Source organism: Paenibacillus sp. 7523-1, assembly GCF_002276415.1.
GTDB lineage: Bacteria > Bacillota > Bacilli > Paenibacillales > Paenibacillaceae > Paenibacillus > Paenibacillus illinoisensis_A.
Genome location: NZ_NPBR01000002.1, coordinates 131,492 through 156,077 on the forward strand (window position 1 = coordinate 131,492; position 24,586 = coordinate 156,077).

General features: G+C 45.6%; 23 protein-coding genes and 1 riboswitch. Of the genes, 18 read left to right on the plus strand and 5 right to left on the minus strand.

What is annotated here, in order from left to right:
* The first annotated feature begins 53 nt into the window (after positions 1-53).
* The gene (locus CHH60_RS00705; RefSeq protein WP_095357409.1) at positions 54-1,760 is read left to right on the plus strand and encodes a right-handed parallel beta-helix repeat-containing protein; all 1,707 of its coding nucleotides are present in this window, start codon (positions 54-56) and stop codon (positions 1,758-1,760) included.
* Positions 1,761-1,835: 75 nt separating this feature from the next.
* On the opposite strand, the gene CHH60_RS00710 is transcribed toward CHH60_RS00705, so the two are convergent.
* Positions 1,836-3,587: an alpha-glycosidase gene (locus CHH60_RS00710; protein WP_095357410.1), complete on the minus strand. Its 1,752-nt coding sequence runs from the start codon at positions 3,585-3,587 to the stop codon at positions 1,836-1,838.
* A gap of 252 nt (positions 3,588-3,839) precedes the next feature.
* Positions 3,840-5,015: a M20 family metallopeptidase gene (locus tag CHH60_RS00715; RefSeq protein WP_095357411.1), complete on the minus strand. Its 1,176-nt coding sequence runs from the start codon at positions 5,013-5,015 to the stop codon at positions 3,840-3,842.
* A 204-nt stretch (positions 5,016-5,219) separates the two neighbouring features.
* Between CHH60_RS00715 and CHH60_RS00720 the strand changes: the two genes are divergently transcribed.
* The 3 genes from CHH60_RS00720 to CHH60_RS00730 all read left to right on the plus strand — a co-directional run bounded on the left by CHH60_RS00720 (position 5,220) and on the right by CHH60_RS00730 (position 8,512).
* Positions 5,220-6,659: an ABC transporter substrate-binding protein/permease gene (locus CHH60_RS00720; protein WP_441339373.1), complete on the plus strand. Its 1,440-nt coding sequence runs from the start codon at positions 5,220-5,222 to the stop codon at positions 6,657-6,659.
* A complete protein-coding gene (locus CHH60_RS00725; protein WP_176475922.1) occupies positions 6,646-7,371 on the plus strand; it encodes an amino acid ABC transporter ATP-binding protein in 726 nt (241 codons plus the stop codon). Before CHH60_RS00720 ends, CHH60_RS00725 begins: the two co-directional genes overlap by 14 nt.
* Before the next feature lie 265 nt (positions 7,372-7,636).
* Positions 7,637-7,835: riboswitch (cyclic di-AMP (ydaO/yuaA leader) on the plus strand.
* A gap of 2 nt (positions 7,836-7,837) precedes the next feature.
* Positions 7,838-8,512 carry a 3D domain-containing protein gene (locus CHH60_RS00730; RefSeq protein ID WP_095357414.1) on the plus strand — a complete coding sequence of 225 codons (675 nt, stop codon included), beginning with the start codon at positions 7,838-7,840 and terminating at the stop codon, positions 8,510-8,512.
* A gap of 126 nt (positions 8,513-8,638) precedes the next feature.
* On the opposite strand, the gene CHH60_RS00735 is transcribed toward CHH60_RS00730, so the two are convergent.
* Entirely contained in the window at positions 8,639-9,430 is a 792-nt protein-coding gene (locus tag CHH60_RS00735; protein ID WP_095357415.1) for a polysaccharide deacetylase family protein, read from the minus strand.
* A gap of 151 nt (positions 9,431-9,581) precedes the next feature.
* Between CHH60_RS00735 and CHH60_RS00740 the strand changes: the two genes are divergently transcribed.
* From CHH60_RS00740 to CHH60_RS00760, 5 genes are all read left to right on the plus strand, one after another.
* Entirely contained in the window at positions 9,582-9,923 is a 342-nt protein-coding gene (locus tag CHH60_RS00740; RefSeq protein WP_095357416.1) for a hypothetical protein, read from the plus strand.
* Positions 9,924-10,045: 122 nt separating this feature from the next.
* A complete protein-coding gene (locus tag CHH60_RS00745) occupies positions 10,046-10,717 on the plus strand; it encodes a PspA/IM30 family protein (protein ID WP_095357417.1) in 672 nt (223 codons plus the stop codon).
* Positions 10,718-10,812: 95 nt separating this feature from the next.
* Positions 10,813-11,214 (plus strand): DUF350 domain-containing protein, encoded by a 402-nt coding sequence (locus CHH60_RS00750; RefSeq protein WP_095286503.1) that lies wholly within the window; start codon positions 10,813-10,815, stop codon positions 11,212-11,214.
* Between the two features lie 23 nt (positions 11,215-11,237).
* The gene (locus CHH60_RS00755; RefSeq protein ID WP_095357418.1) at positions 11,238-11,744 is read left to right on the plus strand and encodes a DUF4178 domain-containing protein; all 507 of its coding nucleotides are present in this window, start codon (positions 11,238-11,240) and stop codon (positions 11,742-11,744) included.
* An 11-nt stretch (positions 11,745-11,755) separates the two neighbouring features.
* Entirely contained in the window at positions 11,756-12,490 is a 735-nt protein-coding gene (locus tag CHH60_RS00760) for a DUF4247 domain-containing protein (protein WP_095357419.1), read from the plus strand.
* Positions 12,491-12,617: 127 nt separating this feature from the next.
* Here the strand turns inward: CHH60_RS00760 and CHH60_RS00765 are convergent, their stop codons facing one another.
* Positions 12,618-12,908: an HNH endonuclease gene (locus tag CHH60_RS00765; protein ID WP_095357420.1), complete on the minus strand. Its 291-nt coding sequence runs from the start codon at positions 12,906-12,908 to the stop codon at positions 12,618-12,620.
* 165 nt (positions 12,909-13,073) lie between these two features.
* On the opposite strand from CHH60_RS00765, the gene CHH60_RS00770 reads away from it, so the two are divergent.
* Both CHH60_RS00770 and mobB read left to right on the plus strand, forming a co-directional pair.
* Positions 13,074-14,342 carry a molybdopterin molybdotransferase MoeA gene (locus CHH60_RS00770; RefSeq protein WP_095357584.1) on the plus strand — a complete coding sequence of 423 codons (1,269 nt, stop codon included), beginning with the start codon at positions 13,074-13,076 and terminating at the stop codon, positions 14,340-14,342.
* Positions 14,343-14,346: 4 nt separating this feature from the next.
* Positions 14,347-14,892 carry a molybdopterin-guanine dinucleotide biosynthesis protein B gene (mobB, locus tag CHH60_RS00775; protein ID WP_095357421.1) on the plus strand — a complete coding sequence of 182 codons (546 nt, stop codon included), beginning with the start codon at positions 14,347-14,349 and terminating at the stop codon, positions 14,890-14,892.
* Between the two features lie 164 nt (positions 14,893-15,056).
* Here the strand turns inward: mobB and xerS are convergent, their stop codons facing one another.
* Positions 15,057-16,151 carry a tyrosine recombinase XerS gene (gene xerS / locus CHH60_RS00780; RefSeq protein ID WP_095357422.1) on the minus strand — a complete coding sequence of 365 codons (1,095 nt, stop codon included), beginning with the start codon at positions 16,149-16,151 and terminating at the stop codon, positions 15,057-15,059.
* Between the two features lie 172 nt (positions 16,152-16,323).
* Here xerS and CHH60_RS00785 point away from each other — a divergent pair, with 172 nt between their 5' ends.
* The 7 genes from CHH60_RS00785 (at position 16,324) to rbsD (ending at position 24,578) form a co-directional block, all read left to right on the plus strand.
* Positions 16,324-16,812 (plus strand): GNAT family N-acetyltransferase, encoded by a 489-nt coding sequence (locus CHH60_RS00785; protein ID WP_095357423.1) that lies wholly within the window; start codon positions 16,324-16,326, stop codon positions 16,810-16,812.
* Between the two features lie 242 nt (positions 16,813-17,054).
* Positions 17,055-17,951, plus strand: a complete 897-nt coding sequence (locus tag CHH60_RS00790) for an aldo/keto reductase (RefSeq protein WP_095357424.1) — start codon at positions 17,055-17,057, stop codon at positions 17,949-17,951.
* A 396-nt stretch (positions 17,952-18,347) separates the two neighbouring features.
* Positions 18,348-19,592, plus strand: a complete 1,245-nt coding sequence (locus CHH60_RS00795) for an MDR family MFS transporter (protein ID WP_095357425.1) — start codon at positions 18,348-18,350, stop codon at positions 19,590-19,592.
* A 431-nt stretch (positions 19,593-20,023) separates the two neighbouring features.
* On the plus strand, positions 20,024-22,129 hold the full coding sequence (locus CHH60_RS00800; protein WP_176475923.1) for a serine hydrolase domain-containing protein: 2,106 nt from the start codon (positions 20,024-20,026) through the stop codon (positions 22,127-22,129).
* A gap of 187 nt (positions 22,130-22,316) precedes the next feature.
* Complete coding sequence (locus tag CHH60_RS00805) at positions 22,317-23,306, plus strand: LacI family DNA-binding transcriptional regulator (RefSeq protein WP_095357426.1); 990 nt, start codon at positions 22,317-22,319, stop codon at positions 23,304-23,306.
* Positions 23,299-24,180, plus strand: coding sequence for a ribokinase (gene rbsK, locus CHH60_RS00810; protein ID WP_095357427.1), 882 nt, complete (start codon positions 23,299-23,301; stop codon positions 24,178-24,180). Before CHH60_RS00805 ends, rbsK begins: the two co-directional genes overlap by 8 nt.
* Entirely contained in the window at positions 24,177-24,578 is a 402-nt protein-coding gene (gene rbsD, locus CHH60_RS00815; protein ID WP_095357428.1) for a D-ribose pyranase, read from the plus strand. Before rbsK ends, rbsD begins: the two co-directional genes overlap by 4 nt.
* The last annotated feature ends 8 nt before the right edge of the window (positions 24,579-24,586 follow it).

The following is a 24,586-nucleotide window of genomic DNA, read 5'->3' on the forward strand; positions in this document are numbered from 1 at the left end:
GAGGTCGAATGAAGTGAATGAGGTTGAAAATTGGATGAAAGAGAGTTGGTAAAATGGCCAATCATATTAATTTCACCTCCACTTATAATCCGAATCTGGAGGCATGGGGTGGGAATGAAACATTTGATCCTCTCAAGATGAACGCGATGTTTAGTCAGATTTTGGGTAATATTGCAGCGGTTGAATCTTCTATCCCTGGAAATATCATTGACGTTAGAAACTTCGCTCCGGGGGATGGAACTGACCAGTCCATACAGATCAAAGCGTTTTTTGACTCAGCGCAAGAAGGTGATATTTTACTATTTACGCCGGGACACTACAAAGTCGTAAAATCGGGATGGTTTTATACGTTTAATGGAAAAGCGGTAACCATCAGAGCTCATCCGGGAGCCATATTGGAAGTATCGGATCAGGGTTTACGCTTTGAGAACAGCAACCATATTGAAGTAAGTGGTCTAACGTTAAGGCGTACAACTCAGGCTGGATGGGCCAAAGGACGAACAGGCATTTACGTAGAGAATTCCAGCAACGTCATATTGCAGAATAATGATATTAGCAAATTTACGGACGGCATTGGCGTGAATGGTTCAACCAGTCAGGAGAATCCTTCAAGAAATGTTATCATTAGAAACAACAAGCTTCACCACTTGGGTGAAGAGCCCATTGCAGTGAGGACCAATCTGGCCTTTGTCATCATTAGCCAAAATGACTGCTACCGATACTTGGGGGATGGAATCCTCATTAAAGCAACCTGGAACGTATTTGTAACGACAAACTTTCTTCATACACCCGTATTGTCAACCGATGCAGACTATACTACGTTTACAGCAGGCCAGCAAGGATCTAATGTGCCCAAAGTAGGTGGAGGCATTACATGTAACAATGAAGGTGGCGAGACAGGGGCCCGGAGCCTCCATATCCATGATAACAGTGTGATCGGAACAGCTTTTGGCGTAGGACTTATCGGTTTTAGAGGCGCATTTGTCACTTCAAACTTCTTCAGTAATATTCGAAACAGTTCTGTAGTTTCTGTCTCCTTTCTTCCTTCCCAATTCAACCCAAATGATGAGAGCAACCATATTTTTGTGATTCAGGGCAATTATATTGATAGCATTTTAAGGTCGAATCCTACAGCAGCCATCGAAGCAAGAACCAATAACGGGATTGAAGGCATGGATATTGGCGTTATCTCCGATAATATCGTGATTCCTAATGGCAATCATTGGGGGATCATTGCAGACGGAAATATCATCATCAAAGGCAATTATATTGCCAAAGCAGGCATTGCTATGGACTTGAGTAATGGGGTAGTCGCCACCAGCAATATCATTCAGCCTGGTTTTGTCACGACCAATCCTGACCGGATGGTCAGCATTAATGATCATGTGACATTTACAAGCAATTCAATTTCGGGTAAAGGCACATCACTTAAAATTCGTGGATCAAACAGCGTTATAACGGGCAATCGCATGAACTATGATGGAAATTGGTGGGCAGTTCATTTTGATAATGCCAATCGGGTTGTGGAAAATAACATTATCAAAGATAATGTGTTGCTGGTATCGTCTAGTGCCACTGGTCGATATTTATTCGGGTCCAGCGCTTTTTCGAATGGAAAAAACGTCGTGATTGATGTGGTTAAGGACAACAATGGTTCTGTCTACCAACTGGTGAACGACCTTGTACTGACGGGACCCAATTCCACCCGCTGGAGAGTCACTGTCGATGCCAATGGTAATATTAAGGGGACCAAGGTTTAGCATTTATCATAAAAAAACCTCCTAAACACCAGATCGAGAAAAGGGTTCATGGATCTGATGAATTAGGAGATTCCTTTATGAAGGATCCAGCTGTCTGTATAGAATTCGATAACCGTAAGGATCGAGCTTAATGTTCATGATGCCATCTGTGGGAATAACGGGGTCTTCGGTTAGAGCATCTCTCCAGTCCTCGGTCTCCATAGGGTGAGCGAGGGTGCGTACATCGGGCGTATTATTCATCCAAACGGTAAAGTGAAGCTGATCATCCATTCGCTCGTATACGATACAGGGATCGTTGTGATCCGCTTTAAGGAAGCGGAAGCGCCCTTTGCGAAGTGCCTCATTGCTCTTGCGGAGATCAATCATCAGCCGGTAGAAGTCATAGAGCTCCCGATCTTGCTTGGCAGGGTTCCATTCCATACATTTGCGGCAATCGGGATCTCCTTCACCGCTGATGCCCACTTCATCTCCATAGAAGATACACGGCGTACCGATGTAGGTAAACAGGAATACAACGGACAGTTTTAATCTGCGTTTGTCTTCACCGCATCGGGAGAGCAGACGAGGCGTATCATGACTGCATAACATATTGAAAATCACTTCGTTGGTTTGCTGGGGATACCGCATAATGAGGGACCCCATCTCATTTGCAAAGTTGTAGCCATCCATGGAACCGCAGAAAAATTCCAGAACTTTGTCGGCAAAAGGGTAGTTCATGACGGAATCGAATTGGTCACCCATCAGCCATGTCAGGGAATCACTCCAAACCTCGCCCACAATATAGGCTTCCGGGTTTGCCGTTTTAACTACCTTACGGAAATCTCGCCAGAAGTGGTTATCCACTTCGTTCGCTACATCCAATCTCCAGCCGTCGAGCTTGATTTCCTTAATCCAGTATTCGGCGACATCCAGCAGATACGCTTTTACTTCGGGATTAGCCGTGTTAAATTTCGGCATATTTCCATAAAAACCGAAGGTATCATAGGTGGGTATGCCATTCTTAATACAGACAGGAAACTCATTGATATGGAACCAGTCTATATACTTTGATTGTTTTCCATTTTGCAGCACATCCTGAAAAGGCGGGAAATCTTCACTGCAATGATTAAAAACGGCGTCAAGCATGACGCGGATACCACGCCGGTGGCATTCCTCTGTGACTTTTTTGAGCAAATCATTATCTCCAAAATGCGGATCTACTTTTTTATAATCAATGGTGTCATATTTATGGTAGGAGTTGGCTTGAAAGAGGGGGGTGAAATATATAGCATTTACGCCAAGTTTGGTTAGATCATCCAGATGATCGAGGACGCCTTGCAGGTCTCCGCCAAAGTAGTTATCCAGCTCGGGCGTACCTCCCCAAGCGTGAGTTCCTTCGGGATTGAGGTCTGGATTGCCATTGGCGAACCGTTCGGTCATAATCTGGTAAAACACAGCTTCTTTGGCCCATTCGGGAACCTTAAACACATCAATTTCATGAATGTACGAGAATTCGTAATATCCTCCAGTAGGGTAAGGGGGATCTCGGTGAATCCCATTGTCGGCCAGAAATACATTTTCATGACCCGCAGTGACTCGAAAAATATAGGTAAGTCGCTTGAATTTGGGTTTAACCGCAGCCTCCCAGTAGTCGAACATGCTATCCGAAGCAGCTTTTTCCAGTTGGATTTCCCTGTAGGTTCCGTCCCAATCATATTTATCACCGGTCAGTGCAGTCACATAGTCTACATCATCTCTCTTCGTACGTACACGCAGATGAATCGTAGACGTGTTGTAGGCGTAAGCCCACTTGTCACGTGGAACGTGATACATCGCTTCGAGCAGCATGACGGCACCTCCTGTATCAAGATGAGTATAGCATTACATAACCAAGCTAGACAGCAAATGAACCATAAAGGGTTTACATAATTAGTAAAATTTTCATCATTTTCATGATTTTCATTTCACAAGCATCTCCAGGTTAGGGTTGAATATACGTATGCAAAATAAAGAAAAGAGGTGTTTTCTGCAGACCTGGTGATATCCATCCAATCTGTAGAGAACACCTCTTTGGTTGTCTCTGTTAACTTAGAACTTATATTATCGTAAGGCTTGTTCAAACTCTGTTCGAATCGTTTGCAGCAGCTCAGGCTTCGTTAGCACATCATAAGCTGTTGTGGCAAGTGCTTTTGCACCCAAGATCATGCCATCCAGTGCCCTTTCCTGTAAAGCCAGATCGCGGAATTCGATGGAGTGCAGGGTATGCACCTCATCAACGACCCGAATGTAGGGATGAATTGCAGGACAGCGTAAGGATACGTTACCGATATCCATGGAGCCATGATCATCTCCGCTAACAATCTCGTCTTGAGGAATACCGAGTTCCATGAGGTTTTCACTGAACGTTGCAGATAAAGATTCATTGGTTACCATCTCATCATATGACGTTTCATAATTCGAAGTCACAAGACGACAGCCTGTTTGGAGCGCAGAACCTTCGGCAATTTGTATGACACGCTGCGTTAGTATGTTAAGCTCTTTTCTGGTTGCGGCGCGTACGTAAAATTGGGCTGAAGCGTAGTCGGGAATGATGTTGGCAGCCTGACCACCGCTATTAATAACACCATGGATCCGCACTGTACTTCTCACTTGCTGGCGGAATGCATTAATGCCGTTAAAGGTTTGAATGACGGCATCGAGAGCATTAATCCCTTCATGCGGACTGGCCGCGGCGTGAGAGGATTTCCCGTGGAATTCGAATTGCACGGCATCAATGGCCAGAGAGCTGCCCGATTTCTCATAAGCATAGTAAGGATGGGCCATCAGTGCGACATCACAATCATCAAACAGACCTGCTTCAGCCATTGGAACTTTGGCGCCACGAGTTTCCTCAGCAGGTGTGCCGAAGACTTTTAACGTTCCTCCAACTTCATCCAAAATGGACTTTAGACCGACAGCAGCACCCAGACTCATCATACATATCAGATGATGGCCGCAAGCGTGACCAATCTCGGGAAGTGCATCGTATTCGCATAACAGCGCTATGGTTGGTCCTTTTTTGGCAGCAGCGTAGGTGCCGATAAAAGCCGTATCCAATCCAAGTACGGGAGCTTCTACTTCAAAACCGTGAAATATCAGTTCTTCCTTTAAACGGGCAGAAGCAAGGTATTCCTCGTTCCCGAGTTCGGGATTGGCACCAATGTATGATGAAATCTCCTTAAAACGGGAAGCATATTGATCAATAACCGACAAAATTTGTGATTTGGTATGTGTCATCGTGAACTCCTTCGTGCAAAATGAAAATAATTTAGTCATTATATCATGTTTGCTTGGTTTTTTCAGAAACAAGTCAGGATTTGTAAGTTGAAAACTCATTGCATAATCATGCATTGTACTTTATAATGACTCAGGCATCAACATGAGGAAGCACATAATGTATGTAAGGGGAGAACAGGGTTGAAATTGATTAGTCGTTACACCATGATGCTGTTGACCTTTGTCGTTTTATTGACGGCTGCCGTTCCTTCGGCGCTGGCAAGTGGAACTACAGGCACTTCAGACAGTAAAAAATTGGTTCTCGGCACGAGTGCCGACTTTGCACCATATGAATTCCATAAAGTGATTAATGGCAAGGATGAGATTGTCGGATTCGATATTGCCATTGCCAAAGAGATTGCTGCCGATTTGGGCGTAGAACTTGTAATAGAAGATATGGGTTTCGACGGCCTGCTGCCTGCATTGCAGAGTGGACGCGTGGATATTGTTATTTCAGGCATGACACCGACAGAGGACCGCAAGAAAAGTATCGACTTCTCCGATACCTACTATAAATCGAAACAAGTCATCATGGTTCGCAATGAGGATAAAGACAAATACCCAACCATGGCTGAACTGGAAAATGAAAAGATCGGAGCACAAAAAGGTTCGATCCAGGAAACAATCGGACAGAAGATTCCTGGAGCCAAGCTGACGTCTCTTGATAAAATCTCGGACATTGTGCTTCAACTGCAAACTAAACGGATTAACGCTGCAATCGTTGAAGATACAGTTGCCGCAGGATACCTGGATGATATGATCGGACTTGCGCCTGCAGTTCCGGACGAAGAGCAGGTAGCAGCAGCGATCGGTATTCGCAAAGGCAATACGGAATTGCTGAATGCCGTTAATGGTACGCTTGAACGACTGAAGAGCGAAAATAAAATTGATCAGATGGTAACGGAAGCCAGTCAATTAATGGCAGACCGTGAGGTCAAATCGCCAAATATTTTTGAAGTATTCTGGCAATACAAAAGCTTTTATGCTACGGGGGTTGGTTATACCCTCCTATTGTCCGCACTTGGCGTAATCTTCGGGGTAATTATCGGTTTGATCATTTGCATGTTCCGGATGCATGATATGGCCATTTTACGTTGGATTGGTACGGCATATGTTGAAGTGATTCGCGGGACGCCGATGCTGGTTCAACTGATGATTATCTATTATGGCCTTTCCCTGACCTTCGGTATTAATTTCTCGGCTCTTCAAGCCGGTATTATCACACTCTCCATCAACAGTGGTGCTTACCTGGCAGAGATCTTCCGTGCAGGGATTCAAGGAGTTGACCGGGGTCAACTGGAAGCTGCCCGTTCGCTTGGGATGGATAGAGCCGCGGCCATGAGATTTATTATTTTGCCACAAGCTTTCAAAGCTGTACTGCCTGCCATCGGTAATGAATTCGTAACCATTATCAAGGAATCGTCCATTATCTCGGTCATTGGTATGGTTGATATCATGTATCAGGCAAGTGTAGTCAAAAACATTACGTACCAAGGAATGAATCCGTTCCTTATTGCAGCAGCCATATACTTTGTATTGACATTTATTTTGTCCAAGCTGCTGGGTCGACTGGAAAGGAAGTTGAGTGCAAGTGATAGACGTTAGACAACTATACAAATCCTACGATAAAAACGAAGTACTTAAAGGCATAGATGTCACGATTGGCAAGGGCGAGGTCGTTGTTGTGATTGGTCCTTCAGGATCAGGCAAAAGTACTTTCCTTCGCTGTCTTAACTTGTTGGAGCAGCCTACTTCAGGTGAAATTAATTTCGAAGGCGTATCGATCACAGATCCCAAACACAACATTAATGCAACCCGGGAAAAAATGGGGATGGTGTTCCAGCACTTTAATCTGTTTCCGCATAAAACCGTGGAGCAAAACATTACCATTGCCCCGATTAAAGTCAAAAAGCAATCTGCACAGGAAGCCAAGCAGATCGCCACAGACTTGCTCAAAACCGTTGGGTTATTGGATAAAAAAGATGCTTATCCGAGTCAGCTGTCTGGTGGACAGAAGCAGCGGATTGCCATTGCCAGAGCGCTTGCGATGCAGCCGCATGTGATGCTGTTTGACGAGCCAACGTCTGCACTTGACCCGGAAATGGTTGGTGAAGTACTCGACGTTATGAAACGCCTGGCTGAAGGCGGCATGACGATGGTTATTGTTACCCACGAAATGGGCTTTGCCCGTGAAGTGGGTGATCGCATCATCTTTATGGATGGCGGTGTAATTGTGGAAGAGGGCACACCGGATGAAGTATTTGGTCAACCTAAGAATCCACGTACACGTGACTTCCTCGGTAAAGTCTTGTCATAACCTTTGAGCATGATCCAGTCAGTGAACCGGATTAAATAGAACGAACAAAAAAAGAAATCAAACAACCTTGCTCACGTCACGTTAGCAGGGTTGTTTTTTTGATTATGGATAAGTATCCAGTGTCGTAAAAGTAACGTTTCTGTCATCGTTCCAGAGCTGCTTGATCGCTCTTTAACAAGAAAAATCCTTATTTCTAAAGCCGCATAATGTGTTGTTCAATACAGTTGGTAACATTTACTACGGACCTTGGTTACAAAATTGTGATATATTGTTCCTGCCGAAACTTCCTGAGGAGGAAGTGTGGAGGATGTAATGATGCAGACCGTGGGGGGAAGTTTGAAACGCACGCTGCTTGGGGTGAATTAGGGATACATAACGCAAGACGAATGTAACAGAGACCTATAGGGTGGTTTCCTCCATCCGAATCCGACAACTAACTTCGCAGGCACAATGAGGGAGGAAGACCATGATTAAGAAGAGAACTATAGCCAAAACAGCAACAGCCCTATTGACAGCAGCAATGCTCATTCAGGCCGTTCCAGCTCACGCTGATTCTGTTCACGTGGCCAAAGAGGGGGATACCTTCTATACCTTATCGAAACAATATGGAGTTGGACTGAACACACTGGTTAAAGCAAACAGTGATATTTCACCTTACAACATTTATGGTGGTTTGAAAATTACGATTCCTGGAAAAGCAAACACAGCCTCAGCTGCTCCAGCTGCGAAGAGCTCTACAGGTGCAAAGACGATTGCGACCGCTAGCCTTGATGTAAATGCTGACGATAAAGTCGTTGAGGCCTGGGGCAAAACGTTTGATTATAGTAAATCCATTGATGTGAAAGCAACAGCATACTCTGCAGCCGCTTCCGAAAATGGTGGATGGGGTGCTGTTGATTACTTCGGTAATCCACTTGAACTCGGCACGATTGCAGTAGACCCTAGTGTCATCCCACTGGGTACAAAGGTTCTTGTTACGGGTCACTCCCATCCGGCGCTGCCTAAGCAGGCATTTGTGGCTACTGCCCGGGATGTCGGTGGAGCGATCAAAGGGAAACGAATTGACATTTTCATTCCTGGAAGCCAGAAGTCTGTGAGTACCTTTGGTTTTCAGGACGTTGAACTTTATATCTTGAAATAAGTATCAGTGCTACAAAAGGGTGCCTTTATTACACGATGAACGCGTAATAAGGGTACCCTTTGTCTTTATTAAAACGCGCAAGATTGTTAATTCATAACTTATGTGTTTCCTCTACTAAGCCGAGTATTATTTGCTTTTTGGCAATTGCAGCATCTCGTCCAAAGTCACCAGATTGAAGCCCCTGCATCGCAGTTCATCTATAATCTCCGGAAGTGCTCCAATGGTACCGGACAGATTGGAGCCCACGCCTCCGCCCGCATGTTGAAGAATGATGGAGCCTGGTTTGACTGCAGATAAGACATTCTGCTTCACTTGTTCTTTGCTAAGGCCTTTCCAATCCAGCGAATCCACATTCCAATTGACGATGCTGTATTGCTGTCTTGCGGCCCATTGCAGCTGTTTTTCATTAATATCCCCGTATGGAGGACGAATCATTTTTGGTGTATACCCGGTCAGTTTACGAATAATGTCGCCGGTATGTAGAATTTGTTTGCGAAAAGCATTCAAAGACAGCTTACTGAATTCAGGGTGGTTGTAACTGTGGTTCCCAACAATGTGACCTTCCCTAACGATCCGTCTGACGAGGTCGGGATGTTTCTCTGCCCGGTTGCCAACAATAAAGAAAGTCGCTTTAACATTATATTTCTTTAAAATATCCAATACCTGCGGAGTGAAGCGCGGATCAGGTACATCATCAAAAGTCAGTGCTACCTGTCTGGTTGAAGGACCATTGGTCTTGAACGTATCGGCATATTTCTGCCTTAGCTGACCGAGTGTCAGCTGTTCATCCTCAGATAGATCCGGCTTTGCAGCAGGCATGCTCTCTCGAACGGGTTTTGCCAGCAGTTGTCCAGGTGAATAGCTTCCACTCATAAAGATAAGGATCAACATGGAGAATGCGATGAGGCGAATACGCATGATATAGCCTCCTTTGTCAAATTGCGTTCTCTTTGGTATGCCCGTGTTGATGGTCCATTATGCATAAATGTGAGATGTTTCATTGTCCAATTCAGTCATTAAGCTCATAATTCCACCATTACATATACTCCAAAAGGATGGGTGGATTAGGATGGGTACGTATGATTTGAAATCGGTTCGTTTGCAGGTCATTGAAGCTGGAGAAGATAAGATATTTTTGGTCACGGGTGGGAAAGCTCATATAGGGGCTGTGGCGACCTTTTATCCGGAAAGAGAACGCGTGGTGGGGACGGCAGTCCATATACCGGGGCATAAGGAACAGGAATTGTGTGAGCGTCTTGCACGTAAGGCCGCAAATTCTCTTAAGGTGACTGTAACCGTTATTATGGGGATTCATTTTGACGCCATTACACGTGTACAGATTGATGAGATCGTACAGACGGCGGAAAAGCTGCTCGATGATCATTTAACCCTGGCGAATGATACAAAATAGTATATTTTGGGTGAATCTGAATCGTGTTTTATGATTTTTTTTGGTAAAATTGAAACGGGATGAAGGTTACCACGTATGTATGATTATATACAAGATGTAAATCGACTAGGAGGAATACCATAATGTCCATTTTCAAACGTTTGCGTGATTTAACGATGTCTAACATTAATGCCATTATTGACAAGGCAGAAGATCCAATCAAAATGACGGATCAATATATCCGTGATATGCAGGAAGATCTGGAAGATGCAGAGAAGGCTGTTGCTCAACAAATCGCGATTGAGAAAAAGTTCAAGCAGCTGTTCGAGGAACAGGAAGCATTGGTGAAGAAACGTGAGGAGCAAGCTCATACCGCAGCACGTGCACAGAACATGGAGCTGGCGCGCCGGGCTCTGGAAGAGAAAAAAGCTGCTGAAGTAAAAATGGCAGAATACAAAACAAGCTATGATCAGAACAAGGCTTCGGCAGACAATCTGCGCGGCAAGCTGGATGAAATGCGCAAGCAATTGACACAAATGAAAAACAAGCGTGAAACGTTGGTAGCGCGTTATAATGCAGCAAAAGCACAAACCGAAATCAACAAAGCGTTGAACGGATTCAGCTCCGATACAGCGAGTGCTGGCATGAAACGTATGGAAGAGAAAATGATGCAAATGGAAGCACAGGCTGAAGCAAGCAACGAGATGTCTTCCAAAGGAAAATCACTTGATGAAGAGTTCGAGAAACTCGGCAAGGATCAGGCCGTTGAAGATGAACTGGCGGCACTCATGAAGCAGTACGAAAATAAGAACTAAACCTTGCATCTTAAGCAGGGTTCCTAGCGGAGGAGAGACAGCGTTTCTCCTTCGCTTTTAAATGCGGTTCATGTTGATAAGTGGGGGCTGTGTAAATGGATTTGAACATTTTGGCGATGCTGGTCTGGACATTATCTGGTTCGGTTTTGCTTTTTGTTTTGATGTATGTGGATTCATTGTTTACGAAGTATAAGGATTTTGCGGAAGTTAAGGCAGGGAACATGGCAGTTACAACACGGATGGTCATGAAGCTGTTTGCTCAAGGGTATGTGCTTGCCACTTCGATTTCGACAGCGGGTCATCTGGGTGAAGCGTTGCTTGTATCCGTTGTTTCGTTTGTCATCCTGCTTATTCTGGAAAGCGTTGTGCATTTTATGATTCGCACGTGGGCCAATCTCGATTTGGACACAGGAATTCAGCAAGGGAAGACAGGATATGGCTTGTTCTCAGGTGCCTTGCACATCGTGGGCGCATTAATTATTGCAGCTTGTTTATAAGATAACGAACGGGAGTAATGGGTATGAGTGTATGGAAACGGATTAAAGGAATACTAGCCAAACCCGAACCACCACGAGCAGAGAAAACCATGCTGGACCTTGAGCCTGGAGATATCTGTGAGGTCTCGCTCGTTACGTATGAAGTCGTGGGGCGGGTGCAGCATCGTGCCCGAAGAGCGGTGGTGCTAACACTGCAAGACGGTACAACGTTTAGACATCTGCATGTAGAAGAAAGAGAATTGACACGTTATTCCCTCTATACGCCAATTGATGGGCGTCTTGACGCACCAGACGAAGTACCAACCTTACTTGATCTGGACGGACGCGCGTATCATCTGGAGGAAGAATATGGAGGAATGGTTACCACTGCCGGCAGGACACCTTATGGTCAGGCTGGAGAGCAATTGGTTTGGCAGTACCAGTCCGATGATAACATGCTTCTGCGTGTGGAATGGCAAGACAGAAGATTTACTCTGTATGAAGGTGAGTCCATTCTTCCTGCGGATATCAAAGTGATTCGTTCGAGCTAGGAGAGGTTCCAATGAAAAAGCGCATGGCACTTGGATTAAAATTAATGCTGGTCCTCAGCCTTGTCATGTCCCTGTTGTCCGCGTGCGGGATGCCTTCCGTTCAGGACACTTATCCGCTTGAGTCTGTAAGTGGCAGTGGCAATACGACATCCTATGTGTATCGGGCTGCCGATCGTTCTGTTCCGGAAGTCGCTCAGGAGTTATCCGAACAGCGCAAACCTGATCAGATCTCGGCGGAAAACGAAGAGCGGATGTTCCTGGTGTATCAGGACCAGTATTATCATTTGCAGCAGGACCCGAACAAGAAGGAAGATACCTTAATTGAGGTGGATTCCAAGGAATACGTACGCCAGAATTATGATTCTTCCTTTTTACAGGGGTATTTGACCGCAACGCTCATTGGCAATTTGTTTGATTCCTTTGGCGGTAGCGGATACGGAAAGTACAGAGGGTACACCGATCGTGATACGTACAAACCGAATCAAGGTACTTATCGTGCACCAACAAACAATGACAAAAAGGCAGCTCCGCCCATCACGGTTGACCGAAAAGGATCCATTACCCGGCGGGGAGGAGACACCGATACGAGTGTAGGTTCAGGCGGTGGATTGTTTAGCCGTAAAAAGGAACCGAGCACCGGTACCGTCGAACGTAACAAGAGTGGTGGATTGTTTAATTCACCAAAGAGCTCTTATAAGAAGCCCAAAACAAGGGTAGGCGGCGGGCGAATCATGAGGCGAAGGTAAAGATGAGATTTGCCAGCCTGGAGAGTATATAGAGAACAGCCACAAGGTAAGGCAGAATGAACCCTGCCATGCGAAAGCTCACCTTGTGGCTGTTCTTTTTGTTTTATAGTAGGAAGTATAGATTTCATTAAGATCTGCGAACATGATTGGATTTACGTGTCCGGGGAATGGTGGAAGGTGGTTGTTTGCGAATCCAGCGAACAAAAGGGGCCATTCGTTCATTCTCTCGTAGGGCCTGAAGTTCTGTTAATTGGAGCCTGATGATATCCTGGTTGGTAAATAGCGAATGGATTTGTTTATGACACGGGATACATAGATCAGCAGTAGGCATGAAAGTACCGCCCATTTCCTTGGGTGTGAGATGATGAACTGTTGTTTCCACAGGCTCTCTACCGCATAATTCGCATCGGTTGCTCATATCTGCTCCTCCGTTCTTCCCCCTATTATGGGCATAAGCTCACAGTTTCATGTTACCCGCGAGCGAGTACTTGTCACACCCCTGCTTTCACGCTACACTTTCTTAAACAAGTTCTGTCCCAAGGAGGTCCGTTCCATTTTGAAAATCAATACACATTCAGATGATATGACAAGTCCCAAATTCAACCGCACAGCCGTTCAGGTCGAAGCTGCTCAGGCCAAAATATCTCCTCATGTTACTAAAGCTTCAATAGAAAAAGTAACGCTGGAATCAGCGCATGGACGAACGCTTGCTGAAACGATCCATGCCCCGCATCCTTATCCTTTTTTCCGTAGATCAGGTATGGATGGTTATGCGATTGTCAGCAGTGACACAACCCATGCGTCCAGCGATCAACAGATCTGGCTGCGAGTCGTTGATGAAATTCCATGTGGATACACGTCAAACATATCCATTACTTCAGGTACGACCGCGCGAATCATGACAGGTGCACAAGTTCCTGAAGGGGCAGATGCGGTTGTTATGCTGGAGATGACCGAAAGCAGGGAACAGGATGGAGAACAATGGATTGCATTGAAGCGTCATATCCAGCCCAATGCCAATATAACGCCAATTGGATTGGAAGTTCAGGAAGGTGAGCTGCTGCTTGAAGCCGGCACGATCATCCAGGCAGGAGAACAATCCGTATTGGCTACTTTTGGTGTGGCCAATGTACCGGTGTTTAGACGTCCGAAAGTCGCCATTTTTGCAACGGGAACGGAATTGCTGGAGGTGGACGAGCCTTTGCAGCCGGGACGCATTCGTAACAGCAATAGTCATATGCTCCGATCCTTGGTCGTGGAGGCAGGGGGAGAACCTGTGATGTATGGATCCATAGCCGATGATGTGGATACGGCTCGTGCTAAGCTGGCAGAAGCAGTCGAGCATAACGATATCGTTGTAACCACAGGGGGCGTATCGGTTGGAGATTATGACATTATGGGAGATCTGGTACGGGAAGGCAACATGGAGATGCTGTTTAATAAAGTAACGATGCGACCAGGAAGTGTTACGACAGCAGCGGTTGTTAGCGGTAAGTTACTATTTGCCCTATCCGGTAACCCCGGAGCTTGTTTTGTAGGATTCGGACTGTTCGTACGGCCTACCATTCGTATGATGCAAAACGATGCACGGCCTTATTTGGAAGAGTGGACAGCGACATTGGATCAAGAATATACAAAAGTGAACAATTTTACGCGATTCGTACGGGGGCGCACAGAGATCCGGAATGGGAGGGTATATGCGAAGCCTGCTGCGTCACGAGTGGATGAGTCCAGCGTCATGATTACGATCAAGGACAGTGATTGTCTGATCATCATTCCGCCTGACAAGAAAGGGATTGCTGCAGGAGAACAAGTGCGCATACTCAAGCTGCCAAGTGGACAGGTGAGGTAAGCTCATGGTCAACAAGAGAACACTTCCACACATTGTGCAGATCGTGGGATACAAAAATACGGGGAAAAGCACCTTAACTGCAGAGCTCACGAGCTATCTTTCTTCGGAAGGGTTACGCGTTGCCGTCATAAAGCATGATGGACACGATCATTTCCAGATGGATCATGAAGGAACAGATTCATATCGTTTCAATCAGGCGGGAGCCTCCGCCGTGGTTGTAATGTCGGAGAAGCGAACGGCTGTCATCGAGCAGCAGCCAACCAGTCTGGAGACGATGCTGAGTCGTCTATCGGAATATGACTGGATTCTGATTGAAGGATACAAAGCGGCACCCTACCCCAAACTGGTGATGATTCGTGAAGAACAGCATGTGGCTATACTTCAGAAGCTAAAGGGAGTGATGGCAGTTGTTTCCTGGTTTCCGAAAGAATCCTTGCATTCAGCATGCAGTGAACCTGATCTGATAAGCGAGGTAGTTTGGCACTCTGTGCAGAAACCAGAACTTATTGCACGATGGTTGCTGGAACATGTGAATATAGAGCAGTCATGAGCCGAGAAGAATTTCGTGTGATCAAAAAGTAATGAGTTTCATCTCAGTAAACTCTCCGTATTCATATTCGTTATCATAGAAAAGCTGAATAAGCGAAAAAACAGCGGATATTCTTACTGATTATCAGTAAAAAGTATCCGCTGTTTGATTGGCATGGGAGTCTCCTATGAACCCGTACCTTCTGAACGACGCTCAATGGCTTCAGACATCGTTTTGTCAGTAAGATGTGCATAGATTTCGGTCGTTTCTGTCGAGGCGTGTCCAAGCTGTTCCTTTGTTTTATAGATATCATTTTGCAAGTAATAGTCTGTTGCAAAGGAATGCCGCAGCTTATGCACCGTCAGATACGGTTTGCCAAAACATTTGGCATATTTCATAATCATGGCCTGAATGGCTCGTTTGGTCATTCGACTGCCTTCAGACTCACCGTTACGAAGCGCAATGAATAATCCTTTTTCCCGTTTGGGCGTGCGATACCTTGATTGCCGGAGCTGCATGTAGTTGGCTAGTTCATCCTTGGCCTGCTCCCTGAAATATACGGGTGTTTTGAACGTTTCATCGTTGTTACCTTTGCGGTAAACATATAACAGTTTATTATTCAAATCCAGATCATCGACATTCAGGTTAACCACTTCGGATACCCGTAGTCCGGAATTGAGAATAAGACTGGCGATGCATGCATCCCGTTCTTTGTTGAGTTCATGGGAGTACAGAGCTTGTTTGTTTTTTTGCATGTCGACTGCATATCCTTCGAGGATATATCCGATGAACTCAAGCAGCTCCTCATCCTCTAATAGTTTCCCTTTGAGCTTCGCCGCGGTGTCCTTTGGCTTGTGTGTGCGTTTGATCTCAATCTTGGCCATAATATTTCGTTTCAGCAGCGGATAGAAATCTTCATCTTCGGCAATTTGGCTCAAATAATGAAAGAGGGAGCGCAGAGAGGACAGTTTGCGGGATACCGTAATTCTCGAATTGGCTCCTTCGCGTTTAGTAGCGAGGAACAAGCGGAACGAGGTTACCGAATCCATCCGTAATACTTCCAGTTCAGTTAACGTCACTTCCCGGTTAGACTCAGCCTGGGACAATCCTTCAGCACGCAGCCAACTGAAAAAAGTATCATAGTCCCTTAAGTATTCCAGCAGGGTAGAGGGTGATAAATCGGGCAGCTTATAATCTATGAATTGCTGAACGAACCAAGGCATGGAAGGCAGTTTGTCATCCAGCTTGCGTCGATCAATCTCTTTTTGCACATTGGTCAAGTTCGGCACCTCCTGGTTAAATCTTCTTCAAATCGTCTATGTCCTAGTGTACCATAATTTGCTTGGTCACAGCCGTTCACGGAATAGTGCAGAGGAAGGCTGTATTCTTGCCCTTCGCCTTACAAACCTTTAAAGTAACTAGTATAAGTATTAAGCAGAGGAGGTGAACCGGATGAATATGCAAATCGAGCTGGTTCCCCGGGAACGGAGTCAGGTAATTCGGCATTTAATGCAGTTTTATCTATATGATTTTACAAAATATCTGAATATCGATGTGGACAGCAATGGCATTTTTCCGGAGTATCCCGGTTTGGAAGCATTTTGGGAGGAGGAAGGCGGTAAATTTGCTTTTCTCATCACGTGTGATGAAGCCCCGGCCGGTTTTGCACTGGTGGAACGCTTCGAGCCTGGGAGTAAGGATAACGATTATTATTTGACCGAGTTCTTTGTCATGCAAAAATATCGGCGGAGCGGAATAGGGACTCAAGCGGCACACGAGCTGTTTCATCGTTTTCCGGGAAGATGGAAAGTAACGCAGGTGCGCAACAATGTGGTCGCTCAGGCATTCTGGAGGAAAGTAATCGGAGCCTATACAGGAGGGAGATTTCGTGAGAAATTTCATCCGGAACTTGGTAATCCGAGCCAGTTTTTTGTAACGTAAAATTGTGTGAGGACCTAATCGACTGTCACTATACATATTGGATTGAGTTAGGAGCGTGTGACACGATTAGATCCGATAATTCATGGACAAGAACAGAGGGCACTTTTCTTATATGGATTTTAAATGTTTATTGGATAAATAGATCTAAAGTGGGTGTGATGTTCGTCTGACGGGTAATAACCCATAGAGTTGTCAATCTTTCATACGTTGTACCTATATTAACGAAGTCGGAGGAATCAATCATGGAACTGCGCGAATATGGAAACACAGGCATGAAAGTAAGCACGCTCGGATTTGGCGGATCTGAAATCGGAAGCAACGTATCCAAACAAGACGTGGAAACACTCCTGAATACCGCTTTAGATGCCGGATTGAATGTTATTGATACCGCCGAATGTTATGGGGACAGTGAGGAACTGATTGGGGATGTACTTTCGCATCGGCGTGATGACTATTATTTGTTTACCAAATGTGGACATGCTGCAGGGGTAGATGGACCTGACTGGGACGCCAAGGTGCTGGAGCAAACGATTGACCGCAGCCTGAGAAGACTCAAAACGGAGTATGTGGATGTCATTCATTTGCATAGCTGTTCTGAAGAAGTTCTCCGGCAAGGGGCGGTAATTGAAGTGCTGCAGCGAGCCAAGGAAGCCGGAAAGACCAGGTTTATCGGGTACAGCGGGGACACAACGGACGCGCTCTATGCCATTGGCACCGGGGTGTTCGACAGTTTGGAAACTTCGCTGAACATTGCAGACCAGGAAGCGATTGATCTGACATTGCCGGAGGCGAGAAAAAGAAACATGGGTGTCATTGCCAAACGACCGATTGCCAATGCAGCATGGACGTTTGACACGCTCCCCGAAGATGCCTATCCATTCGTATATTGGAGACGTTTGCAGGAGCTGGGTTACGGTTTTCTTGCAGGTAATGATGTGCAAAGCGCGGTCGAAACGGCCCTTCGTTTCACGTTAAGTACGGAGGGAGTCGATACGGCTATTGTTGGAACAACGAAGCCGAACCGGTGGCAGCAAAATGCTGATCTGATCGCAAATGGCGCTCTTCCGCAGGAATTGTACGATGAAATCAGGACAAGATGGAAGGAAGTTGCCGGAGCGGATTGGACCGGACGTACGTAATTGAAGAATGGAGCGAACGGTTCGACAGAGAGCTGTCGATTTTTGAAAGCCGCCCGAGGGCGGCTTTTTTTAATGGAATCCAAGCATCATAGCTAAAGGAGACATGCATAAACCCGCGGAACAATTATAAAAACAGAATTAGTATGACATTTATAATATAATTTCAACATATGAAAAATTCACAATAATGAACACTCATCATGTATCTGCACCGGATATAGATATATTGTATGGCTGTGACGAGGAAAAGAGAGGGGATCAAGCCTAAACGTAAAAAGTCAAGACCGTTTTCCAAATAAAATGTACCTCTAAAAAGTCCACGGGCCGTATAATAGAATTCATACATATGTTTATAAGAACATGTAAAATCAGGAGTGGTCAACAAGGGGGAACAGCATGGCTTCACAGTTAAAACAAATTCATCCACTGGCGTGGACGATTATCGTTGGTACCATCTTTGGACGTATGGCGACTTCCATGAGCATTCCGTTTCTGTCCATCTATTTGACACAGCAGATGGGGGCGTCGCCAACCCAGACAGGCATAATCGTGGCCGTGAGCGCGCTCGTCGGTGTTTTTGCCAGTTTCTACGGTGGATACATCTCTGACCGGATTGGACGTAAAAAAGTGCTGTTCATGTCGGTATTTGGCTGGGCGCTCGTATTTATTGGGTTTGCTCTATCGGACGAGATCTGGCTGTTCTTTATCATGAATGCACTCAACGGCATTTGCCGGGCGTTATTTGAACCGACATCCAGGGCGTTGTTATCGGATATCACACCACCGTCAAGCAAGCTGCTTGTATTCAATCTGAGGTATGCAGCGATAAATCTGGGTGTTGTGTTCGGACCGCTGCTAGGCCTGTATTTGGGATTATCGGATTCGAATTTGTCCTTTCTGGTCGCTGGAGGAGTATACATAGCTTACGGTATTCTATTAATTGTTCAGTTTATTCTTCATCCTCTGAAGCAGGACGGGCAGAGCACGGGGACAACGGAGCCGATCCGTTTGAAACAAGCATTCCGCATAACAAGCGGGGATCCTGTCTTTATGTTTGTTTTGATTGGGACCATCTTTTGTGTGCTCGGGTACGGACACTTTAGCTCGACGCTACCTCAGTTCATGGCGATTAACCCGAATATGACTGATGGTGCGAAATGGTTTGGATACATGCTTTCTTTAAACGCAGTGGTTGTTCTCGCCGTTCAATTTCCGGTGGTTCGTATCGCGAGTCGCTTTCCACCTGTAGTGCCGCTTATAACAGGCAATATTATGGTATCTGTCAGTCTGCTGCTGTTTGGGTTGGCACAAAGCCCATGGATGCTGGTGGCGGCAGTTGTCATTTTTACGGTAGGAGAAGTACTCATGTTTACGCTGATGGATGTTCTGGTGGATCGGATTGCGAAACCGGAACTGAAAGGCACATATTTCGGCATGATCGGATTCAACAATCTGGGCAATGTCAGTGCTCCAATCCTGGGCGGCTTTTTGCTCGACAGCTTCGGGGCTAACCAACCAATGCTTGTATTTGCACCTATTGCGATCAGTGCTGTATGCGGAGTTCCTTTTTTATGGATAGCACATCAGCGCCTACAGGCAAGGGAACAGCAACGAACGATGGAAAACGCAATGGAAAACTAGTAAGATGCGTATTTATAAAAATTCAAGAACCTTCAAATCACTTTAATGTGAGTTCGAAGGTTCTTTTTTTGCTATATAACTATAATATTTCATCATATGAAAAATTCACAATAATAAAACCATTTTCTGTACCTTGTTGCGACCTACAATTAAGCTGCACTTGCGCTCCCAAAATGTTAAAACGAACATCATTATACATGAGTAAAAGTCAAGAAAAATATTCGAGAGTCTAACGAAAGTAGAATGAAAGTAGATTGTACCCATACTTTGGAATTTAAATAACGTCGTTGATGGGTGTCATGATCATGCCGCATTCGCGGCTTTTTTTGTAGTTCATGTTCAGTTCATATGGATGACACGGGCAGTACATTTTCCTTAAGTACACTTATCTTGACGCCACCTGATGGTAGCCAACACAGAAAAAACAGGAGATGATAATTTTGTCCATCAAGAAACGAACTTCAATTATAGCCGTAACGCTGGTGTTTACCATACTTGCTCCAATGTCTGCTATGGCTGTGCCGGTAAGTAATGTCAACGATGTTACGTACGAGATGACTAAAAAAGCAGTGATTGAGAAAGCCCAAATTCTTACCGAAACCTATGGCACAACAAGCGTGCAGTATGCACTCATAGATGATGGTGAAATCGTAATTTCGGGCCAAACCGGCAAGAATGACCAGAATAACACCGTACCTCTTAACGCAGATACGATCTATGGCATAGGTTCAACCAGTAAAATGGTGGTAACAACTGCTGTGATGATGTTGGTCGATGAAGGAAAAATCGATCTGGATGTACCTGTGATAACTTATATTCCTGATTTCAAAATGAAGGATGAACGCTACAAAGAAATCACGACGCGAATGCTGTTGAATCATTCCTCCGGACTTCCTGGAACTTCAAGCAGCAGTGCCATCCTGTTCGGGGATAACGATACTTACGCACATGATACATTGTTGGATCAACTCGCTACGCAAAAGCTAAAGGCAGACCCCGGAGCATATTCGGTTTACAGTAACGACGGCTTTTCGTTAGCCGAGATTCTGGTTGAGCGAATTAGTGGAATGAGTTTTACTGCATTCATGCACAGCTATATTACCGAGCCTTTGGGTATGAACAACACCAAAACGCCACAGGATCTGATTAGTGACAACAAAATGGCCGTGACGTATTCAGCCCTGCATAATGGACAACTTCCACAGGAAAACACAAATATGATTGCTTCGGGAGGCATTTATTCCACAGCCGAAGACTTGGTTCAATTTGCGCAAATTTTCACGGGAGAGCTTGAAGGCATTCTCTCGCATGAATCGGCAGAAGCCATGGCAGAAGAAGAATACAAAAATGGCATGTGGCCGGAAGATGCAGATTCGTCAATTTCTTATGGCTTGGGCTGGGATAGTGTAAACCTTTTTCCTTTCAATGAATACGGCATCCAGGCCGTTGCCAAAGGCGGAAATACGATTTCGTACCATTCCTCTCTGATTGTACTTCCCGAATACAACATGGCTGCAGCCGTTACTTCTTCGGGAGGAACAAGTACAACGGATCAATTGATTGCAACGGAACTGCTGCTTGGTGCACTTGAGGAGAAGGATATCATTACGGAACGAAAGCCGGATAAGTCATTTGGGACACCTGTAAGCGCAACGATGCCTAAGGGGTTATCAGCTTATTCGGGCATCTATGGAGGTGGAGCCAGCTCGCTACTGAATATTGATGTGCAAGCTGATGGGCAACTAACTTTGACCGCGCCTTTAACACCGAATAGTGCTGAACAAAAGTACACATATACCACAGATGGAACTTTTACCAACGATGAAGGTACGGAAAAATTGATGTTCGTTGAAGAAGATAACGGGAATATCTATTTATGGTCACGCTCCTATCAGTCCATGCCTGGGCTTGGGCAGATCGCTTCTTCCGAATACAAGGCTGAGAAGCTGGAAACGAGTGAATTGTCCCCGGATGTAGCGGCAGCCTGGCAGAAACGTGAAGGTAAGAATTACTTTCTTGTGAACGAGAAATACACTTCAACGGTATATGACAGTGCTACACCGATCATCCCGATTCACCTCTTTGACGAGATGCCAGGCTTGGTATACACCAATACAATCATAGACGCCAACCTCGCTGTGAACCAGCTGCAAATCCCCGGTTTGGCCGGTCGTGATACGATGGAATACGAATTCTTCAAGGAAAACGGAGTGGAATATGTTACAGCAGGGGGCAAAGTTTATGCGAGCCAGGACGCAGTGAAGCCGCTCTATTCCGGAAATCAGTCGAAGACAACGATCCAGACGAATGGTTATGCCACATGGTACTCGATCCCGGCGACGGCAGCAGGTAAGGTTATGACGGTCCAAATGCCTTCAAAAGGTGCTTTTACCGTGTATAATCAAGCGGGTATTTCCATTAATCACACTGTGGTCAGCGGCCAAAACGAGGTAGTTCTTCCTGAGAATGGCATCATTGTTTTTGCTGGTGAAATCGGTTCAGCTTTTGAAATTACACTCGCCAGCAACAAGAATTAAACGACGGAAAAATAATTGAAACGGATAAAAAGTCACGTTAACCGTGGCTTTTTCTGTTCCAATATTCAATAGCATCAGGAAACACAAAACAACTTGGATAAATTTCCAGCAAGAAAAGGATTGTCAAATAAAAAGATATGTGATAATTTAATGTCTGTAACCGGTTACACATAAGGAGAACAAATTCATGACAACAATCAAAGACGTAGCGAATTTGGCTGGTGTATCAGTAGCCACCGTATCTAGGGTCATCAATGACAGGGGTTATGTACATGCGGATACACGCAAGAAAGTAGAAGATGCCGTGAAGGCGCTTAACTTCTCCCCTAATGAAGTAGCTCGCTCATTATATAAACGTAAGTCCAAACTGATTGGTCTGCTGCTGCCGGACATTGCAAACCCTTACTTTCCACAGTTAGCTAGGGGTGTAGAAGATCGGATGCAGGAGCAGGATTTCAGGCTCATTTTCGGAAATAGTGATGAGGATGAATCGAAGGAGCAGGATTACATCCAGACGTTTATCCAAAATAACGTAGTCGGTGTGATCTCATCCACGAACTACCCTCATTCTCCAATATATGAAAAATTAAAAATACCTGTCGTGTTTCTTGACAGGACTGCACTGGATAGTCCTTCTGTTTATGCGGACGGAAGAGAGGGCGGACGACTGGCAGCGAGAGAAATCATCAAGCGCGGTAGTCATCGGATAACCGTTATGCAGGGTCCGTCACATATCAAGCCAGCACAGGATCGATTCGAGGGAGCCATTGAAATCATCCGGGATGCCGGATTGGATTACCATGTGATCCAGACGACCTCATTCTCTTTTAACGAAGCGGGATTGTGGGCAGAAGAGCTGTTCAGCAAATATGGTGACACGGATGGAGTTATTGCCAGCAATGACATCGCAGCTATGGCGGTACTGCATGAGGCTTCGCGAATCGGGAGAAAGGTTCCTGACGATGTGCAAGTAATTGGATTCGACGACATTCCGATGAGCAGCCTGTTATCACCCGCATTGTCAACCATTCGCCAGCCTGCATACGAGATGGGCAGGGAAGCGGCGGGATTACTTATCGGGCTTGTGGAACAAGCTCCAATTGAGAACAAAAACATACAGATGCCCGTAAGTTTTATCGAACGAGGCACAACGAGAAAGGTGAATTCAGATGGCTAAAATATGCGTAATCGGAAGCAGTTCCATGGATTTGGTCGTTACTTCATCAAGACGTCCGGGGGCGGGTGAAACCGTCCTTGGGGAAAGTTTCAAAACGGTACCTGGCGGTAAGGGAGCCAATCAGGCCGTTGCCGCGGCAAGACTGGGCGGTGATGTAACGATGATTGGCCGGGTAGGAGACGATGCTTTTGGTCAAGACATTTTGAATAATTTCAAAGCAAATGCTGTAAATACGCAAAATGTGAAACCGGTTACACATTCGGAAAGTGGAACGGCTCATATCATATTGGCAGAAGGTGATAACAGTATCGTAGTCGTCGAGGCGGCAAATCGCGAAGTCACTCCTTCTTATGTAGATCATGCGGCCGAAGTAATTCGCGATGCCGATATCGTGTTGATCCAGCAGGAAATTCCGGAAGAAACCGTTGTCCATGTGAGCAGCCTGTGTGCTGAATACGGAACGCCTCTGCTGCTTAATCCGGCTCCGGCGAGAACAGTGCCGCAGGAAGTCATTGACAATGCCGCCTACATCACGCCGAACGAGCATGAAGCCGAAATCCTGTTTCAAGGCATGAGCCCAGCTGAGGCATTGCGCAAATACCCGAACAAATTGTTTATAACGGAAGGCAGTAAGGGAGTTCGTTACTTTGACGGAGCTGAGGAAATCCTGGTGCCAACATATAAGGTGGAGGCAGTGGATACTACCGGTGCAGGGGATACATTCAATGCTGCATTCGCGGTCGCCTTAGCGGAAGGCAAGCCGCTGCAGGAGAGCATACGGTTCGCCAATCGTGCCGCATCGTTGTCCGTGACCAAGTTTGGAGCACAGGGCGGCATGCCGACGAGAGACGAAGTGGAGGAGAGTTTATCATGAAAAGAAACGGCATACTAAATAGTCACATTTCTAAAATACTGGCTGATCTGGGTCATACAGACATGATTGCCATTGCGGATGCCGGTCTACCCGTTCCTGAAGGAGTGATTAAGATTGATCTCGCTCTGAAACTCGGAACGCCAAGCTTTCAGGAAGTTGTTGAAGTGATCACAGACGATATGGTCATTGAGAGAGTAATCGTGGCAGAAGAGATCAAGGAAGGCAATCCGGAAGCTCTGCAGTTCGTTACAGAGAAATTTGGCATCGATGCCATTGATGCTTCCATCAACCACGAACAATTCAAAGCACTAACCCGGCAGGTTAAGGCGGTTATTCGCACAGGTGAAGCTACACCCTATGCCAATTGCATTTTACAATCAGGTGTTCATTTCGGTTAAAAGGAGGT